Source organism: Saccharopolyspora taberi (assembly GCF_039534165.1).
Taxonomy (GTDB): Bacteria; Actinomycetota; Actinomycetes; order Mycobacteriales; family Pseudonocardiaceae; genus Saccharopolyspora_D; species Saccharopolyspora_D taberi.
In genome coordinates this window covers 22,192-38,407 of the sequence record NZ_BAAAUX010000017.1, presented here as the reverse complement: position 1 = coordinate 38,407, position 16,216 = coordinate 22,192, and the positions used below count along the sequence as shown (strand labels likewise).

Sequence of the window (16,216 nt, the reverse complement as noted above, 5' to 3'; positions counted from 1 at the left end):
TCGCCAAGCGCTTCGCCGACGCCCGCGCGGGCAAGAACGGCCTCCTGCTCCCCTGACCCACGGTTTCGACGCGGACCGGCGCGTCGATCGCTCGGGCGGTCACCGTGGGGCAGCGGTGACCGCCCGAGCACCCCTCAAGGGCGACGGGCGAAGTGCACGGTCTTCGCGGTCAGCAGGAACAGGTCCTCCCGCCGGTCGACGCCTTCCGGCGAACCCGGTTCGAGCAGCCGGTCCAGCGTCTCGCGGTCCTCGGCGTCGAGGAGATCGCCGAAGGCGTCCCGGTGCCGCTCCAGCCAGCGCCGCGCCAGCCGCCGCGGCCCGTCCTCCAGCGGCGCGGGCAGGTCGACCAGGAAGGTCTTGCTGCGCGCGTCGGTGAGCCCGGCCGCGCGCAGCAGCGCGGGCCAGTGCTCGACCACGGCCTTGGAGCCGGGGAGTTCCGCCCGCATCTCGGTGAACCGGGCGTCCATCGCCGCGTCCAGCCGGAACTGCAGGCCGGGGCGGCCGAAGCCCAGGTCGCGCGGCAGCCAGCGGGCGGGCAGCCCGCCCTCGACGATCGCCAGCACCCCGCCGGGGTCGAGCAGCCCGGCCAGCCGGTTCAGCGCGTCCTGCTGGTCGCCCACGTGGTGCACGACCTGCCCGGACCACACCAGGTCCGCGGGCCCGAGGTCGGCGAGCCCCTCGGGGAACTCGGCGACCTGCGTCCGCAGCCGGACGCCGAGGCGCTCGGCGCGCTGCTCGGCGCGGGCCAGCAGCTCGGGCGTGCCGTCGACCGCGGTGACCTCGGCGCCCGGGAACACCTGCGCCAGTCGGCAGGCGGCCACCCCCGGCCCGCTGCCGATGTCGAGGACCCGCTTGGGCTCCAGGTGCTCCAGCTCGGCGAACGCCTGCCGGACGTAGGGGCTGTGCGCGTCGCCTTCGAGCTCCAGCAGGTCGGCCATCGCGGCCCAGTCCATGTCAGTCATCGGTGTCGGCTCCCGTTCTGTTTGTCGGTGCTTCCGACCATGCGCTCACGGATCCGGGACCGACAAATCCCGTTGCCGGACCGGCAACTTTCGGGATGCAGGAGGGAACCCAGCCATCGTCCTCAAGCGGCGCAGCCGCTTAGCCCAAGCACGCAACCGCCACCCGCACCGCCAAGCAAACCAACCCGAACAACGACTCACACCCACCGATAACGCCGCTCGGGCCTGCCTGCCCCGCCGTACCGCAACCGCACCTCGGCTCGCCCGGAAGCCACGAAGTGCTCCAGGTACTTCCGCGCGCTGACGCGCGACAGCGCGGTCGCGTCGGCGCACTCCGTGGCCGACAGGTCCCCGCCATCGGCGGTGACCTCGCGCAGGATGCGCTCGACGACCTCCGCTGTCTCGCTGGCAAGCCCCTTCGGCGGCGCGACCGGGTTCCGCGCGCGGGCGCCGAACAGCTCGTCGACGTCCTGCTGCGCGGCCGGGGCGTCGCCGGGCAGCGAACCGAGTTTGCGGTGCAGCGAGCGGAAGTGCTCCAGCTGGTCGCGCAGCGCCTCGTAGCTGAACGGCTTGATCAGGTAGTGCAGCGCGCCGCCGCGGATCGCGCCCCGGACGGTGTCGAGGTCGCGGGCGGCGGTGATCACGATGACGTCGGGGTCGGCGTCGCTGTCGCGCAGGTTGCGCAGCACCGCCAGGCCGTCCACATCGGGCAGGTAGATGTCGAGCAGCACCAGGTCCGGGCGCAGCTCGTCGGCCGCGCGCACCGCGTCCGCTCCGCTGTGCGCGACGCCGACGACCTCGAACCCGTCCACCCGCGCGACGTATCCGCTGTGGACCTTGGCCACCATGAAGTCGTCGTCGACGACCAGCACCCGGATCACCGCGCCGCGCCCAACCGCGCGGTGAACACCGCGCCCCGCTCGTTGCTCACCCGCACCGAACCGCCCCGGCGGCGGCAGATCTGCCTGGTCAGCGCCAGTCCGAGCCCGCGGTCCCCGCCGCGCGCGGCCTTGGTGGTGAAGCCGTGCCGGAAGACCTCCTCGACGATCTCCGGCGCCACGCCGGGACCGGAGTCGCGCACCACCACCGTCACCTCGTCGTCGTGGCGCAGGTCCACCTCGATCCAGCGCTCGGCCCCGCCGCCCTCCAGCGCGTCGAGCGCGTTGTCGACGAGATTTCCCAGCACCGTCACCAGGTCCGAGGACAGCTGCTCGTCGACCTCGCCGAGGCGGGCTCCCTCGTGCAGCCGCAGCCCCACGCCGCGCTCGGCCGCGAGGCTGGCCTTGGCGATCAGCAGCGCCGCGGTGGACGCGTCGCCGACCCGCGCGGTGACCTCGTCGTGCCACTGCTGGCGGGTGTGGTTGACGCGCTCGACGTAGCGCTGCAACTCCTCGTGCTCGCCGAGCTCGATCAGCCCGGAGATCGTGTGCAGCCGGTTGGAGAACTCGTGCGCCTGCGCCCGCAGCGTGTCGGTGACCGCGCGGTTGGCGTCGAGCTCGCGGCGCAGGTCGACCAGCTCGGTGCGGTCACGCATGGTCACCACCGCGCCGACCGACGAGATCGGCACCCGGTTGAGCACCACTACCCGGCCCCGGCGCAGCACGATCTGGTCGACGCCGTCGGCGCGGCCGGTGAGCACGTCGCGGGCGCGGTCGTTGAGGCCGAGCTCGTCGATCGGGCGCCCCACCGCGTCGTCCGGCAGCGACAGCAGCGCGCGGGCCTGGTCGTTGACCAGGGTGATCCGGTTCTGCTGGTCCACGCCGAGCACTCCCTCCCGGATGCCGTGCAGCAGCGCCTCGCGGTGTTCGACCAGCCGCGTTATCTCCTGCGGTTCGAGGCCGAGAGTCTGGCGCTTGACCCGCCGGGCGAGCAACACCGAACCCGCGATGCCCAGCACGGTCGCGAACGCCAGCAGCGCGAGCGGGTTCTGCGGTGCCTCCCGGACGCCCTGCAGGACGTCCGGCGTCTCCCGGCCCGCCGCGACGATCCCGATGATCCGGGCGTCGTCGCCGATCACCGGCACGTGCGCGACGAGCGAGCCGACGCCGTTGTCGTCGACCTCGCCGACCCACGCCTTGCCCGCCAGCACGGTGCTCTCGCCCAGCGGCAGCGGATGCCCGCGCTGGCCGGGATCGGGCGAGGTCAGCACGGTTCCGCGGCCGTCGGCGATGATCACGTGGTCGGCGCCGGACAGGCTGCGCGCGCTCTCGGCGAAGATCGGCAGCAGGTCCCGAGAGTAGGGCTCGGCCAGGTTGACCCGGACGCCGTTGGTGGCCGCCAGGTCCTCGGCCACCGACAGCATCCGGCGGCCCTCGGTGGCGCGGAACGCGGAGTCGGACTGGGCCACCGAGAACACCGCGATCGAGGCGAGCAGCACGAAGATGATCACCAGCTGCCAGCCCAGCAGCTGCCGCGACAAAGACGCCCGCACCGCGCTCACCTCCTCAGATGTCCGGCCGACGTTAACCCGGGCAGCCGTGGTCCCGGCGCGAAGGGGTGACCTCGGTTACGCAAAGAACAAAAACATCGATGCTTGCAAAAGCGAGACAGCTCACAGCTCCCGTGTGCAGCATGTGCCAACTCGAAATTCCCCCCACAACGGAGAGGCGGGATATCCGTGCGGCTACGCAGTGCGCTGGCTGTCGTCGCGGCAGTGCTGCTGGTGCTCCTGGTACCACCGCTGGCCGGCACCGGGACCGACGGCGGCTCGGACGCCCAGATCCGCGGGCTGCGGGTGCTGGTGCCGAACTCGCCGGGCGGCGGTTACGACATCACCGCCCGGACCGCGGTCAAGGCGATGGAGGACGCCGGGCTCAACTCGAACGTCGAGGTCTTCAACCTGCCCGGCGCGGGCGGCACCGTCGGCCTGGGCCGGGTGGTCAACGAGCGCGGCAACGGCAAGCTCGCGATGTCGATGGGCCTGGGCGTGGTCGGCAGCGTCTACACCAACCACTCGCCGGTGTCGTTGCAGGAGACCACCCCGGTCGCGAAGCTGATCGAGGAGTCCAACGTGGTCGTGGTGGGCAAGGACTCGCCGTACCGGGACCTCGGCCAGCTCGTCGCCGACTGGAAGGCCCGCCCCGGCGAGACGCCGGTCGGCGGCGGTTCCTCGCCGGGCGGACCGGACCACCTGGCCCCGATGCTGATGGCCCGCGCGATCGGGCTCAGCCCGAAGCAGGTCAACTACGTGCCCTTCGACGGCGGTGGCGAACTGCTGGCCTCGGTGCTCGGCGGCAAGGTCGCGTTCGGCGTGTCCGGCATCGGCGAGTACCGCGACCAGATCGAGGCCGGCGAGCTGCGGGTGCTGGCGGTCACCGGCTCGCAGCGGCTGCCGGGCGTGGACGCGCCGACGCTGCGCGAGTCCGGGGTGGACGTGGAGTTCACCAACTGGCGCGGCGTGGTGGCGCCGCCCGGCCTGTCCGAACCGGACCGCAGGAAGCTGGTCACCCTGTTCACCCGGCTCAACGGCAGCCCGGAGTGGCAGGAGGCGTTGCGGCGCAACGGATGGACGCCGGCGTTCGCGCCGGGAGAGCAGTTCGGCTCGTTCCTCAGGCAGGAGAACGACCGGGTCGCGTCGGTGTTGAAGGAGCTGGGGCTGGCATGACGACCGGTACGCGATCGAAGCGGCAGTGGCTCAGGGACCACTCCGAACTCGGGATCTGCGTGGTGCTGGCCGGGCTGGGCGTGCTGGTGCTCGTCGACGCCTGGACCATCGCCACCGACTTCACCCAGCGCGGGCCGGTCGGTCCCAAGACCGTGCCCTACCTGGTCGGCGGGCTGTTGCTGCTGGTGGCGGTGCTGCTGGCGCGGGACGTCCTGCGCGGCGGGCGCGGCGAGTCGGAGGCGGGCGAGGACGTCGACCTGTCCGCCCCCGGCGACTGGCGGACGGTCCTGCTGCTGTCGGCGGCGTTCCTGGCCAACGCGGTGCTGATCAACGTCGTCGGCTTCCCGCTGTCCGGGATGATCCTGTTCTGGGGCTGCGCCTACGCGCTGGGCAGCCGCAACACCGTCCGGGACCCGCTGGTCGCCGCGGTGCTCTCGGTGATCACCTACCTCGTGTTCAACCACCTGCTCGGTGTCCCCCTGCCCGGTGGCCCGCTGATGGGGGTGCTGTGAAATGGATTCGCTGAACCTGCTCCTGGAAGGCTTCGCCACGGCGCTGACGCCGATGAACCTGGTGTGGGCGGCCATCGGGGTGCTGCTGGGCACCGCGATCGGCGTGCTGCCGGGCATCGGCCCGGCGATGGCGGTGGCGCTGCTGCTGCCGGTGACCTACGCGCTGGAACCGACCGGTGCGTTCATCATGTTCGCCGGCATCTACTTCGGCGGGATGTTCGGCGGGTCGACCACGTCGATCCTGCTCAACACCCCCGGCGAGAGCGCGGCGGTGGTCGCGGCGATGGAGGGCAACCCGATGGCCCGCAAGGGCCGCGGCGCGCAGGCGCTGGCCGCGGCGGCGATCGGGCACTTCATCGGCGCCGTCGTCGGCATCGCGCTGCTGACGCTGCTCGCCCCGACCGTCGCCTCGCTGGCGGTCAACATCGGTGCCCCGGACTACCTGGCGATCATGGTGCTGGCGTTCATCGCGGTGACCTCGGTGCTGGGCAGGTCGCGGATCCGCGGCATCGCGTCGCTGCTGATCGGCCTGACGATCGGCCTGATCGGACTGGACGAGATGACCGGCCAGCAGCGGCTGACCTTCGGCCTGCTGCACCTGGCCGACGGCGTGGACGTGGTGATCGTGGCGGTCGGCCTGTTCGCCATCGGCGAGTCGCTGTGGGTCGCCGCGCACCTGCGCCGCACCTCGGGCGAGGCGATCCCGGTCGGCAGGCCGTGGCTGGGCGCCGAGGACGTCAGGCGGTCCTGGAAGCCGTGGCTGCGCGGTCCGCTGATCGGCTTCCCGTTCGGCGCGATTCCCGCCGGTGGCGCGGAGATCCCGACGTTCCTGTCCTATGTGGTGGAAAAGCGGCTGTCGAAGCGGCGCGAGGAGTTCGGCAAGGGCGCGATCGAGGGCGTGGCCGGTCCGGAGGCCACGGCCAGCGCGTCGGCGGCGGGCACGATGGTGTCGATGCTGACCCTGGGCCTGCCGACCACGGCGGTCGCCGCGGTCATGCTCGCGGCGTTCCAGCAGTACGGCATCCAGCCGGGACCGTTGCTGTTCCAGCGCGAGTCCGGTCTGGTGTGGGCGCTGATCGCGAGCATGTTCATCGGCTCGGTGCTGCTGCTGGTGCTGAACCTGCCGCTGGCTCCGCTGTGGGCGAAGCTGCTGCGGATCCCGCGGCCGTACCTGTACGCGGGCATCCTGTTCTTCGCCAGCGTCGGCGCCTACGCGGTCGGCGGCGAGACGCTGGACCTGCTGCTGCTGTTCGTCATCGGCCTGATCGGCTTCGCCATGCGCCGCTACGGCCTGCCGGTGCTGCCCGCGATCATCGCGGTCATCCTCGGCCCGACCGCCGAGCAGCAGATGCGACGGGCGCTGCAGATCAGCGACGGCGACCTGACGGGCCTGGTGAACACGCCGTTCTCGATCGCCGTGTACTGCGTCGTCGCGGTGATTCTGGTGTGGCCGCTGCTGGTGCGGCTCACGCCGTGGGGCAGGCGCGCACCGGCTACTGAGGAGCGGGAGCGAGTGGACGCCTGATCCTCGCCCGGAAGGCGGTGGTCCGGTTCATCGACCGGGTCACCGCTTTTCGCCGTTCGGTGGACTGTTCTCCGGAAAGCGCGGATCCGCCCGTCCGCGCACTGGACCTGCGGCCCGGGGTTGAGGCAACCTGATCCGGGCTGGTGCGTCCTGCGGGGGGACGCGGTGCAGAGGGGGATTCGCGGTGGCGGCAGGGAGAACCCGGCGGGTGCGGCGGCCGGAGCTGCTGCTGAGCCTGGTGCCGTGCCTGACCGGAGCAGTGGTCCTGCTGGTGATGCTGGTGTCGGTCAGCGGCCCGGCGCCGGTGCAGCTGAGCGCGGGCGGACCGCGTCCCGACCATCCGCTGCGGAACCTGGCGCTGCGCGACGCGCCGCCGATGCCGGGGCCGTGGACGGAGAGCTACGCCGAGAACTTCGACGAGACGGCCTCGGCCTGGGGGCTGGAGGAGAACGCGCTGCGCCGCTGGACCCGGCCCGACGGCGTGGAGTTCGCCGAGACGCTGCGGCGGTTCACCTCCGCCGACACCGCCGCGCAGTACCTAGTGGACCGCAATCGGGCGCTGGTCGAGCAGGGCGAGGTCGTCGACTACCCGCCGCGGCAGTGGCCGTCCGGTGCCGACGAGGCCCGCTACTTCTGCGAGCGGGGAGCGCGTGGCTGCGAGCAGTGGTGGATCCGCACCCGGTACGGCCAGTACGTCCTGGAACTGCGCTCGACCGAGCCCACCCGGCGCGACGAGATACCCGAGTGGCTGGCCTCCTCGGTGCGCGCGGCGAGTCACGCCCTGACCGCCGTGGTGCCCGGCTGACCCCCCGGCCGTGCGCGGTCGTGCACACGACGGCCGCTCGGGGAACTAGACTGCCAGGAGTGGCGGAGTACCGGATCGACGACTTGGCGCAGGCAGCGGGCACGACGGTTCGCAACGTACGGGTTTACCAGGATCGCGAGCTGTTGCCGCCGCCCCGGCGCGAGGGGCGCGCCGCGATCTACTCGGACGCCCACCTGGTCCGCCTCCGGATGATCATCAACATGCTGGAGCGCGGTTACGCGTTCGCCCAGATCCGGGAGATGCTGACCGCCTGGGAGTCCGGCCGCAGCCTCGCCGACGTGCTCGGGTTGGAGGAGGTCATGGGCGCCTCCTGGGCCGAGGAGGCACCCCGCGCGGTCAGCGCGTCCGAGCTGCGCTCGATGTTCGGCAAGCAGTTCACCCCGTCCAACCTCACCAGGGCCCAGCAGCTCGGGCTGATCGAGCGCAGGGGCACCCGGTTCGTCGCGCCCAGCCCGCAGCTGCTGGACGCGGGCCGGGAGCTGGTGGCGCTCGGCGTCCCGCTCTCGGACGTGCTGGAACTGGCCGAACAGCTCCAGCACGACGTCGACCACGTCGCGGGCCTGCTCGTCGAGATCGTGCGCAAGCACGTGCTCGGCCCGGCGGAGTGGACGCCCAGCCGCGACGAGGTGCCCTACTACGCCGACGTCCTGCAGCGGCTGCGGACGCTGGTGATGTCGGCGCTCAGCGCCGCCGCCGCGCGGTCCGCGCAGCGGGTCATCCCCGAGATCCTCGGCGACAAGCTGATCGAGCTGCTGGAGAACAAGCCCGGCGAGGCGTCCTGAGCGGTCCGGTCAGCGCGGCTCGTCGGTGCCCCAGTCCCAGCTGGTGATCGTGCTGCGCATCAGCCGGGCGGCGTTGGAGAGCTGGCTGTCGGCGCCCCAGAACAGGGTGAGCGTGCGGCGGCAGTCCGGGTCGTCGACGGCGATCCAGGCGACCGGGGCGCGGGTGACCGCGCGGCGGGCGATGGCCGGGATCAGGCCGATGCCCAGCCCCGCGCTGATCAGGTCGGCGATCGCGCCGGGCTCGTCGCCCTCGCAGACGATCTTGGGCGTGAGGTTCCTGGCCGCGAACAGCCGGTCGAGGAGCCTGCGCATCCAGTGGCCCTTGCGGGCGGTGACGAACGGCTGGTCGGCGAGCTCGTCGATGCGCATCGAGGTGCGGTCCGCCAGCGGGTGGTCGCGCGGGGTGGCCACCCACACCGCCTCGTCGAACAGCTGCACCGCTTCCAGGCCCTCGCTGGCGATCGGCTGCGAGGCGACGCAGAGGTCGACGTCGTGGGCCCGCAGGTGGCGGCCCATCTCCTCGGCGGGCTTCCAGAGCAGCTCGACCTCGACGGCGGGATGATCCCGCTTGAACGCGGTGAGCGGCCCGGTAAGCGTTAGGAACGTTTCCGACGCCAGCCGCACGGTGCCGAAACCCTCCTTGGTCGCCTCGGCCACGGCGCGCCGGCCGGCGTCGAGCTCGCCGAGCGAGCGTTCGACGTAGCCGCGGAAGAGCTTTCCCGCGTCGTTGAGCCGAAGCCGCCCGGCCCGGTCGAACAGCGGCGTGCCGAGTTCGCCCTCCAGCCTGGCGATGGTGCGGCTCAGCGACGGCTGGGCGACGCGCAGCTCGTCCGCCGCGCGGCTGAGGTGTTCCAGGCGTGCCACCACGAGGAACTGCGTGAGCGCGTTGAGATCCATGACCCTCTCGCATGCCTGCATAGGCATAACGTCATAGCGATGCTGCTGACTGTTGGGATAACGCATTGATCATAGCGGGGTCAGGCACGGATAGAGCGGGCGGACTGTCTGTCCTTTGTGGGCAGTTGGCGGAAGTCGGGAGCGAACTCCGGCAGTCCTTTTCGACGGCGGCGTTCAGCGCCGCACAGCCAGCAGTTTCGACAACCCGGCGACCGCGCGGTGGCTGAACGACGACGCGATCGAGGCGTCGATCCGCTGCGCCTGCGCGGCGAGCGCCAGCGCGCGCTCGGTGTCGTGCGCGCGGAGGTGCGCCTCGGCCAGCCAGGTCGTGTAGAGCGCGTACTCCCGCGCATGCCGGGGATCGCACTTGCGGATGGCGGCGTCGATCCGGTCGCGCGCGGTGTCCGGCCTGCCGAGGGCGGTGTCGCAGCGGCCGACGATGATGTCCATCTGCTCGGCGGTCAGCCAGTAGACCCAGTCCGGTTCGGGGTCGTCGGCGCCGCGCCCGGCGTGGTGCTCCTGCGCGCGGTCCATGGCCGCACGGGACTCGGCCCGGTTGCCCGCCTTCGCGTGCGCCCACGCGAGCCGGGCGTGCAGCAGCGCCCGCACGGCCGGGGCGAGCTCCCGTCCGCGCACGCGCGCGAGCGCGGACCGCGCCAGCAGCACCGCGTCGGCGCCGTGCCCGGACTCGGCGAGGTGGTAGGCGAGGCTGGACACCAGATGAGCGGCCAGGACCTGGTCGCCCGCCGCATGCGCGGCACCGATCCCGCGCAGGTAGTAGTTCTCGGCGGCGACCTCCTGGCCCGCGTCGGCGGTGGACCAGCCCGCCAGCTCGCACAGCTGCGCGATCGCGGCCAGCAGGCGCCGCCCGGTGGCGTCGCCGTAGTGGGCGCCGCGCAGCATCCCGGTCGTCGCGGCCAGCTCGGACCGGATGATCTGGTGGAGTTCGCCGCCCGGCAGCACGTCGTCGGCATCGCGCAGGTGGCGGACGCGGGCGTCGATGCGCTCGACGGTGCCGGTGCCGAGCCTGCGGTGGCCGCGTTCGGGCGACTCCACCGACATCGGCGAGTCGGTCACCAGCCAGTGGTGCGCGACCCGCACCGCGCCCTGCCGGGTCAGCGCCGGGTTCGCGCCGACCGCCAGCGCCGACACCAGCTCGTCGCGCTCCGCGCGGCTCCAGCGGTCGCGGATCAGGCGGTCGGCGGCGGTCGGATCGGTGGTTTCCTCAGCGGTGCTGCCCAGCAGCGCGTCCAGTTCGCCGAGCGGCACGGCCAGTTCCCTGGCGAGTGCCCGGCGCACGCTTGGCGAAGGCATCGCGACCCCGCGCTCCCAGCGGGCCACGCTCGACACGTCGAGTCCGAGCCGGTGCGCGAGCGCCTCCTGCGTGTGCCCGACCGCGCGGCGCGCCGCGGCCAGTTCTGCCCGTCGCTGCGGCATCTGCGTTCCCCCTTCCGCGTCCAAAACTAGCCGACCGGGCGTTTGCCCGGCAGCGCCGAACGCCGGGTCAACGCCCTGGTACCGGGCAGCGGCGCGGAGTTGACTCGGAGTCGATCAACGACCCCCGAGGAGTAAGGACGGTTGCCCGGAATGGGACTGCTGCGCGATCCCGCCCTCGCCGACGACGGTGCGCTCAAGATCGAGTTCGCCGCCGGCCGGATGCCCGTGCTCGCGGATCTGACCCGGCGGTGGGCCGAATCCCGGCCGCTGCGCGGCCAGCGGATCGCGGCCTGCCTGCACGTGACCACCGAAACCGCGAACCTGTGCCGCGCCCTGATCGCGGGCGGTGCGGAAGTGGCGCTCTGCGCGTCCAACCCGCTGTCCACGAAGGACGACGTCGCCGCGTCGATCCAGCGCGACATCGGTGCGGAGGTCTTCGCGGTGCACGGCTGCGACCGCGAGACGTTCTACCGGCAGGTCGCCGGAACCCTCGACAGCTTGCCGACCCTGGTCATCGACGACGGCGCCGACCTGACCGCCACCATCCACAACGAACGCCCGGAACTGCTCGGCGAGATCACCGGCGGAACCGAGGTGACCTCCACCGGCGTGCTGCGGTTGCGCAACATGGCCGCCGACGGTGCCCTGCGCTACCCGCTGCTCCCGGCCAACGACGCGGTCACCAAGCACCTGTTCGACAACCGCTACGGCACCGGGCAGAACACCATCGACGGCATCCTGCGCGCGACGAACGTGCTCATCGCCGGGTCCACTGTGGTCGTGGCCGGCTACGGCTGGTGCGGCAAGGGCGTGGCGATGCGCGCCCGGGGCATGGGCGCCGAGGTGGTGGTCACCGAGGTCGACGCGGTCCGCGCGCTGGAGGCCAAGCTCGACGGGCTGCGGGTGCTGCCGATGCGCGAGGCGGCCGGGCTGGCCGACATCGTCGTCACCACCACCGGCAACCGCGACGTGATCACGACCGAGCACATGAAGCTGATGCGCGACGGAGCGATCATCGGCAACTCCGGCCACTTCGACCTGGAGATCGCGGTGGCCGAGCTGACCGCACTGGCCACCGGCCGCAGGCAGATCCGCCCGCACTGCGTCGAGTACACGCTGCCCGGCGGCAACCGGATCATCCTGCTCGCGGAGGGAAGGCTGCTCGGCCAGGCCGCGGCCGAAGCCCACCCGGCGGAGGTCATGGACATGACGTTCGCGACCCAGGCGCTGATCGTCCGGCACCTCGCCGAGCACGCGGGCGAGCTCGCACCGGGCGTCCACCCGGTACCGCACGAGATCGAAACCGAGGTGGCGCAGGCGAAACTCGCCGCGTACGGGATCGAGATCGACGAGCTGACCGAGCGGCAGCGGGAGTACCTCGGCGGCTGGCAGACGGGGACGTGATGCCTTCTCTTTTCGGCTCGTTTTGCGTGGGTGGTCCAGTGGCGGAACCTCAGGCGCCGCCTCGCTGCGGGATCTTTTTCCGACGTATGTCCAATACGACGGAAAAAGCTGTCCTCGCGAGGCGACGCCTGAGAACCCGCGGCGGTGCCGGGTGCGTGCTTGGGCTAAGCGGCTGCGCCGCTTGAAGACGATCGCCGGGTTTGAACTCCTAGCGGGAAGGAATTCGCCGTGGTGGCGGCAAAGCACGTGGTGTGGGACTGGAACGGCACGCTCTACGGCGATGCGGAGGCGCTGATCGCCTCGACGATCGAGGCGTTCGGCACCGCCGGGCTGGCGCTGACGCCCGAGCGCTACCGCCGGATGCACACCCAGCCGATCGACGAGTTCTACGACCGGCTGTTCGGCGGCCCGGTGCCGGACGGCACCAGGCGCTCGCTGCACGCGGCGTTCGCCGCCGCCTACGCCCGGCGCCAGCCCGAGCTGCGGCTGTCGCCGGGCACGCGGGACTCGTTGCGGCAGACCGCCGAACTGGGCCTGTCCCAGTCGGTGCTGTCGATGCACCCGCACGACCGGCTCCTCGGGCTGGTCGTGCGGTTCGGCATCGACGGCTACTTCGCCCGGATCGACGGGCAACGCGGCCCGGACGCCGGGTACAAGGCCGAGCACCTGGCCGGCCACCTCCGCGCTCTGGGGCGGTCCGGGCACGAGGTGCTGCTGATCGGGGACAGCGTCGACGACGCGCGCGCCGCGAAAGAGGTCGGCGCGCGGTGCGTGCTGTACGCGAGCGGCCTGCACGCATTCGACGTGCTGGAAGCGGAAGGAGTGCCAGTCGTGGAGTCCCTGCCCGCCGCGCTCGTCGCGGGGTTGAGGGGTGGTGCGTGATGCGGCGGTTGATGTCGGTGCTGGGGTTCTGGCGTGTTTCGTGTCTGCTCGTCGCGGGCCTGAATGGTGGTGTGCGATGCGGTCGCTGACGTCGGTGCTGGTGCCCTGGCGCATTTCGCGTCTGCTCGTCGCGGGGCTGAGGGGTGGTGCGTGATGCGGTCGTTGATGTCGGTGTTGGTGTCTTGGCGCGTTTCGCGTCTGCTCGTCGCGATGCTGAGGGGTGGTGTGCGATGCGGCGGTTGATGTCGGTGTTGGTGTCCTGGCACGTATCGCGCCTGCTCGTCGCCGGTCTGAAAGGTGGTGCGCGATGCGACCGCTGACGTCGGTGCTGCGGTCCCCGCACGTCCCGCGGCTGCTGACGGCGTCGCTGGTCGGCAGGCTGCCGACAGGCATGGCGCCGCTGGCGATCGTGCTGTCGGTCCGCGACCACGGCGGGGACTACCGGCTGGCGGGAGCGCTCACCGCGCTCTACGCCGGGAGCGCCGCGCTGTGCGGTCCGGTGCTGGGCAGGTTCATCGACCGCACCCGCCAGCCGCCGATGCTGCTGGGGTGCGCGGTGGTGTCGGCGGCGGCGTTCCTGCTGCTGGCAGCCCTGGATCCGGTGCGGGCGCCGCTGTTGGCCGGGTGCGCCGCGATCGTGGCCGGTGCCGCGACCCCGCAGCTCGAACCGTGCCTGCGGGTGCTGTGGGAAGACCTGGTGCGCGGCGAACGCGCGGTCCGGGCCGCCTTCTCGCTGGACGCGGCCACCCAGGAGCTGATCTTCGTGTGTGGCCCGCTGGTCGTGCTCGCCGCGGTCGGCGCCGGACCCGCGAGCGGCCTGGTCGCGGCGGCGGTCATCGGGCTCCTCGGAACCGCCTGGTTCGCCACCGCGCGCCCGGCGCGGCGCTGGCGCGGCGTCCCTTCGGCCCGCCACTGGGCCGGTCCGCTGCGCGCTCCCGGAGTGCTCCGGCTGTTCGCGGGGCTGGCCTGCGTCGGTCTCACCATCGGCGCCTTCACGGTCGGCATCACCGGCTACGCCGAAGCCGAGGGCCACTCCTCGGCGGCGGGCTGGCTGATCGCCCTCAACGCGGGCGGCGCCCTGCTCGGCGGACTCGCCTACACCGCGGTGCCGGTGGCCCGCAGGGAGGACCGGCGGCTGCTCGTCCTGCTCGCCCTGCTTGCTGCCGGCTACCTGCCGCTGCTGCTGGTGCCCGAGCCGTTGCTGCTCGCGCCGCTGGCGTTCCTCAGCGGTTGCGCGCTGCCCGCGGTGCTCGCCTCGGAGTTCGCGCTCATCGCGCGGATGGCCCCGGCCGGGACGCTGACCGAGGCCCACGCGTGGATGATCACCTCGTTCGGGGTCGGCAACGCCGTGGGCTCCGCGCTGGCCGGAACCGCGCTCGACCTGGTGTCGCCGGCCGCCGCCTTCGCGCTGTCGGTCGTGTCGGGCGGGGTCGCGGTCGCGCTGGCGGCGCCCGGGTTCCTGGCTCAGGCCAGGTGCTCGGAGAAGAAGGTCAGCACCCGGTCCCACGCGTCCTCGGACGACTCGTGGTGATAGCCGAATCCCGCGAACCGGGCCAGCACGTTGAACGGGCCCAGCGGCAGCCGGTTGGCGAAGCTGTGCCCGGCCTCGGGGTATTCCTTGACGTCGTGGGTGATTCCGCGTTCGGAGAGCTCGGACTCCAGCTTGGCCGCGGCGCCGCGCAGCGTGCGGTCCTTCGCGCCGAAGGACGCGACGACCGGGCAGGCGTCGTCCAGCACGGACGGATCGGTGGGCAGCATGCCGTAGTACGGGGCGGAGGCGTCGAACCCGCGGGACGCCCCGACGATGGCGAAGCCGCCGCCCATGCAGAACCCGGCGACGCCGATCTTGCCGGTGCAGTCCGAGCGGTCCCGCAGGAAGCCGCGCGCTGCGTCGACGTCCTCGAACGCCTGCCCGCGCGCCTGTTGCAGGTCGCGCATGACCGAGCGGATGCAGCGGGCGCGGCCACCGCGGGAGTAGAGGTCGGGGGCGATCGTGAGGTACCCGGCGGTGGCGAAGCGCTCGGCGATCGCGCGGATGTCGTCGCTGAGCCCCAACGCGTCGTGCACGAGCACGACGCCGGGGTAGGGGCCGGGGCCGGACACGGCGGACAGGGGAGTGGCGAGGTAGGCGGGAATCGTGCGGTCCGTGCTGCGGATCTGCGCGGTGCTCATGGGCCGAACATAGTCGCGATCACAGGAACAGCGAATAGAGTCCGCCGCCGAACGCCGCGCCCAGCGCCGCGCCGCCGATCACCTGCGCCACCGTGTGGTCACCGGTGACCACGCGCGACCACCCGACGACCGCGACCACCGCGAACCCGGCCCACCACCACGAACCGAAGGTCAGCGCGGTGATCGCCACCGTCCCGGCCGCGATCGCGGCGTGCAGCGAGATCTTCCACCACCTCGTGACGACCGTCGCCAGCGCCAGGCAGACCAGCATCGTCAGCACCAGCCCGGTCAGCACCGCGGGCGCGCCACCGGCGAGCAGCAGCACGAGGCCGACCAGCACCGAACCGAGCGCCACCGAAAGCGGGAGCAGGCGGTCCTTGCGGTCCCGCACGTGGTGGGTGTCCCAGCGCCCGGCGCGCGCTCCGCGCGCGAGGAACCAGATCGGGAACCCCGCGCAGAACCCCGCCGAGACCACCGCCCACAGCAGGCCGGCCGGCACGGTCGGGCTGCTGGCGAGGGAGATCGCGATCGTGACCACGCTGACGAGCACCGCGGGCGCGAACACCTCCGCCACGACTCTGGCGAGGCGGGGGGCGGTGGGGGGCGGCGTCACTGGGGGTGCCTTTCGGGGGGCTGGGAGCGAAGCGGGTTTGCTGGTTTGGCTGCGGTTTCGTGGGGCTTTCTGGGGTCCTCGCCGGCCCCAGACCCCTGGCAGGTCTCCGGGACCGAAGCGGCTTTGCCGGGTCGGAGTCCGGTAGGGCTCGTGGTTCTGGGGCGCTCGCCGCCCCCAGACCCCCGGCAGGTCTCCGGGATGAGTCTCCGCGGTCCGCTGCGGTTCGGTTGGGGTGGTTCTCATCCCGTCGACCTCCACGAAGGGCTATCAGACCGCGTCAAGGGGGCCGTTTCGTTGTTGCGCTGCGGTTTTCGGGCTTGTGCCCCCTTGACCCGGTCTGATCGGGCTGGCGCCAGGTCGACGGGATGAGAACCAGACCCCTCCCTTGGAGGTGGGGACCTCGTTTTCGGCTGGGCGCGTTGGTGTCTGCGCCGCCAACCGACCCACGCCGCCAACTGGCAACGCCGCAACCGGCCCCTGTGCCACCCCGCCCGTGCCGCAAGCTCGTCCGGCTCGCCACCGTCGACGCGCGCCGCACATCGACCCGCGCCGCAAGCCCACTTGCTCCACACACCGGCAGCGCCGCCGGTAGGCGGCGAC

At 72.3% G+C, this 16,216-nt stretch carries 15 protein-coding genes; 8 read left to right on the top strand and 7 right to left on the bottom strand.

Annotated elements, in window-relative coordinates:
* Nucleotides 1–134: 134 nt before the first annotated feature.
* The 3 genes from ABD691_RS21400 to ABD691_RS21390 form a co-directional block, all read right to left on the bottom strand.
* Nucleotides 135–962 carry a class I SAM-dependent methyltransferase gene (locus ABD691_RS21400; RefSeq protein WP_344682419.1) on the bottom strand — a complete coding sequence of 276 codons (828 nt, stop codon included), beginning with the start codon at nt 960–962 and terminating at the stop codon, nt 135–137.
* Nucleotides 963–1,159: 197 nt separating this feature from the next.
* Nucleotides 1,160–1,843 carry a response regulator gene (locus tag ABD691_RS21395; protein ID WP_344682417.1) on the bottom strand — a complete coding sequence of 228 codons (684 nt, stop codon included), beginning with the start codon at nt 1,841–1,843 and terminating at the stop codon, nt 1,160–1,162.
* On the bottom strand, nt 1,840–3,402 hold the full coding sequence (locus ABD691_RS21390) for a sensor histidine kinase (protein ID WP_344682415.1): 1,563 nt from the start codon (nt 3,400–3,402) through the stop codon (nt 1,840–1,842). The genes ABD691_RS21395 and ABD691_RS21390 overlap by 4 nt, the downstream gene beginning before the upstream one ends.
* Nucleotides 3,403–3,579: 177 nt before the next feature.
* Between ABD691_RS21390 and ABD691_RS21385 the strand changes: the two genes are divergently transcribed.
* From ABD691_RS21385 to ABD691_RS21365, 5 genes are all read left to right on the top strand, one after another.
* Nucleotides 3,580–4,566 carry a Bug family tripartite tricarboxylate transporter substrate binding protein gene (locus ABD691_RS21385; RefSeq protein WP_344682414.1) on the top strand — a complete coding sequence of 329 codons (987 nt, stop codon included), beginning with the start codon at nt 3,580–3,582 and terminating at the stop codon, nt 4,564–4,566.
* Nucleotides 4,563–5,078 (top strand): tripartite tricarboxylate transporter TctB family protein, encoded by a 516-nt coding sequence (locus ABD691_RS21380; protein ID WP_344682412.1) that lies wholly within the window; start codon nt 4,563–4,565, stop codon nt 5,076–5,078. The genes ABD691_RS21385 and ABD691_RS21380 overlap by 4 nt, the downstream gene beginning before the upstream one ends.
* A gap of 1 nt (nt 5,079) precedes the next feature.
* Nucleotides 5,080–6,603: a tripartite tricarboxylate transporter permease gene (locus ABD691_RS21375; protein ID WP_344682410.1), complete on the top strand. Its 1,524-nt coding sequence runs from the start codon at nt 5,080–5,082 to the stop codon at nt 6,601–6,603.
* A 184-nt stretch (nt 6,604–6,787) separates the two neighbouring features.
* Nucleotides 6,788–7,408: a hypothetical protein gene (locus tag ABD691_RS21370; protein WP_344682408.1), complete on the top strand. Its 621-nt coding sequence runs from the start codon at nt 6,788–6,790 to the stop codon at nt 7,406–7,408.
* A 59-nt stretch (nt 7,409–7,467) separates the two neighbouring features.
* Nucleotides 7,468–8,211, top strand: coding sequence for a MerR family transcriptional regulator (locus ABD691_RS21365; RefSeq protein ID WP_344682407.1), 744 nt, complete (start codon nt 7,468–7,470; stop codon nt 8,209–8,211).
* Between the two features lie 9 nt (nt 8,212–8,220).
* Here the strand turns inward: ABD691_RS21365 and ABD691_RS21360 are convergent, their stop codons facing one another.
* The gene (locus tag ABD691_RS21360; RefSeq protein ID WP_344682405.1) at nt 8,221–9,108 is read right to left on the bottom strand and encodes a LysR family transcriptional regulator; all 888 of its coding nucleotides are present in this window, start codon (nt 9,106–9,108) and stop codon (nt 8,221–8,223) included.
* 174 nt (nt 9,109–9,282) lie between these two features.
* The gene (locus ABD691_RS21355) at nt 9,283–10,545 is read right to left on the bottom strand and encodes a helix-turn-helix domain-containing protein (protein ID WP_344682403.1); all 1,263 of its coding nucleotides are present in this window, start codon (nt 10,543–10,545) and stop codon (nt 9,283–9,285) included.
* A gap of 150 nt (nt 10,546–10,695) precedes the next feature.
* On the opposite strand from ABD691_RS21355, the gene ahcY reads away from it, so the two are divergent.
* The 3 genes from ahcY to ABD691_RS21340 all read left to right on the top strand — a co-directional run bounded on the left by ahcY (nt 10,696) and on the right by ABD691_RS21340 (nt 14,362).
* Nucleotides 10,696–11,949 (top strand): adenosylhomocysteinase, encoded by a 1,254-nt coding sequence (ahcY, locus tag ABD691_RS21350; RefSeq protein WP_344682421.1) that lies wholly within the window; start codon nt 10,696–10,698, stop codon nt 11,947–11,949.
* A gap of 228 nt (nt 11,950–12,177) precedes the next feature.
* Entirely contained in the window at nt 12,178–12,831 is a 654-nt protein-coding gene (locus ABD691_RS21345; protein WP_344682401.1) for an HAD family hydrolase, read from the top strand.
* 307 nt (nt 12,832–13,138) lie between these two features.
* Nucleotides 13,139–14,362: an MFS transporter gene (locus ABD691_RS21340; protein WP_344682400.1), complete on the top strand. Its 1,224-nt coding sequence runs from the start codon at nt 13,139–13,141 to the stop codon at nt 14,360–14,362.
* On the opposite strand, the gene ABD691_RS21335 is transcribed toward ABD691_RS21340, so the two are convergent.
* Both ABD691_RS21335 and ABD691_RS21330 read right to left on the bottom strand, forming a co-directional pair.
* Nucleotides 14,296–15,003 (bottom strand): dienelactone hydrolase family protein, encoded by a 708-nt coding sequence (locus ABD691_RS21335; protein WP_344682398.1) that lies wholly within the window; start codon nt 15,001–15,003, stop codon nt 14,296–14,298. The two genes, ABD691_RS21340 and ABD691_RS21335, sit on opposite strands and share 67 nt — an antisense overlap.
* Before the next feature lie 19 nt (nt 15,004–15,022).
* Nucleotides 15,023–15,616 carry a hypothetical protein gene (locus ABD691_RS21330; RefSeq protein WP_344682396.1) on the bottom strand — a complete coding sequence of 198 codons (594 nt, stop codon included), beginning with the start codon at nt 15,614–15,616 and terminating at the stop codon, nt 15,023–15,025.
* Nucleotides 15,617–16,216: the final 600 nt, after the last annotated feature.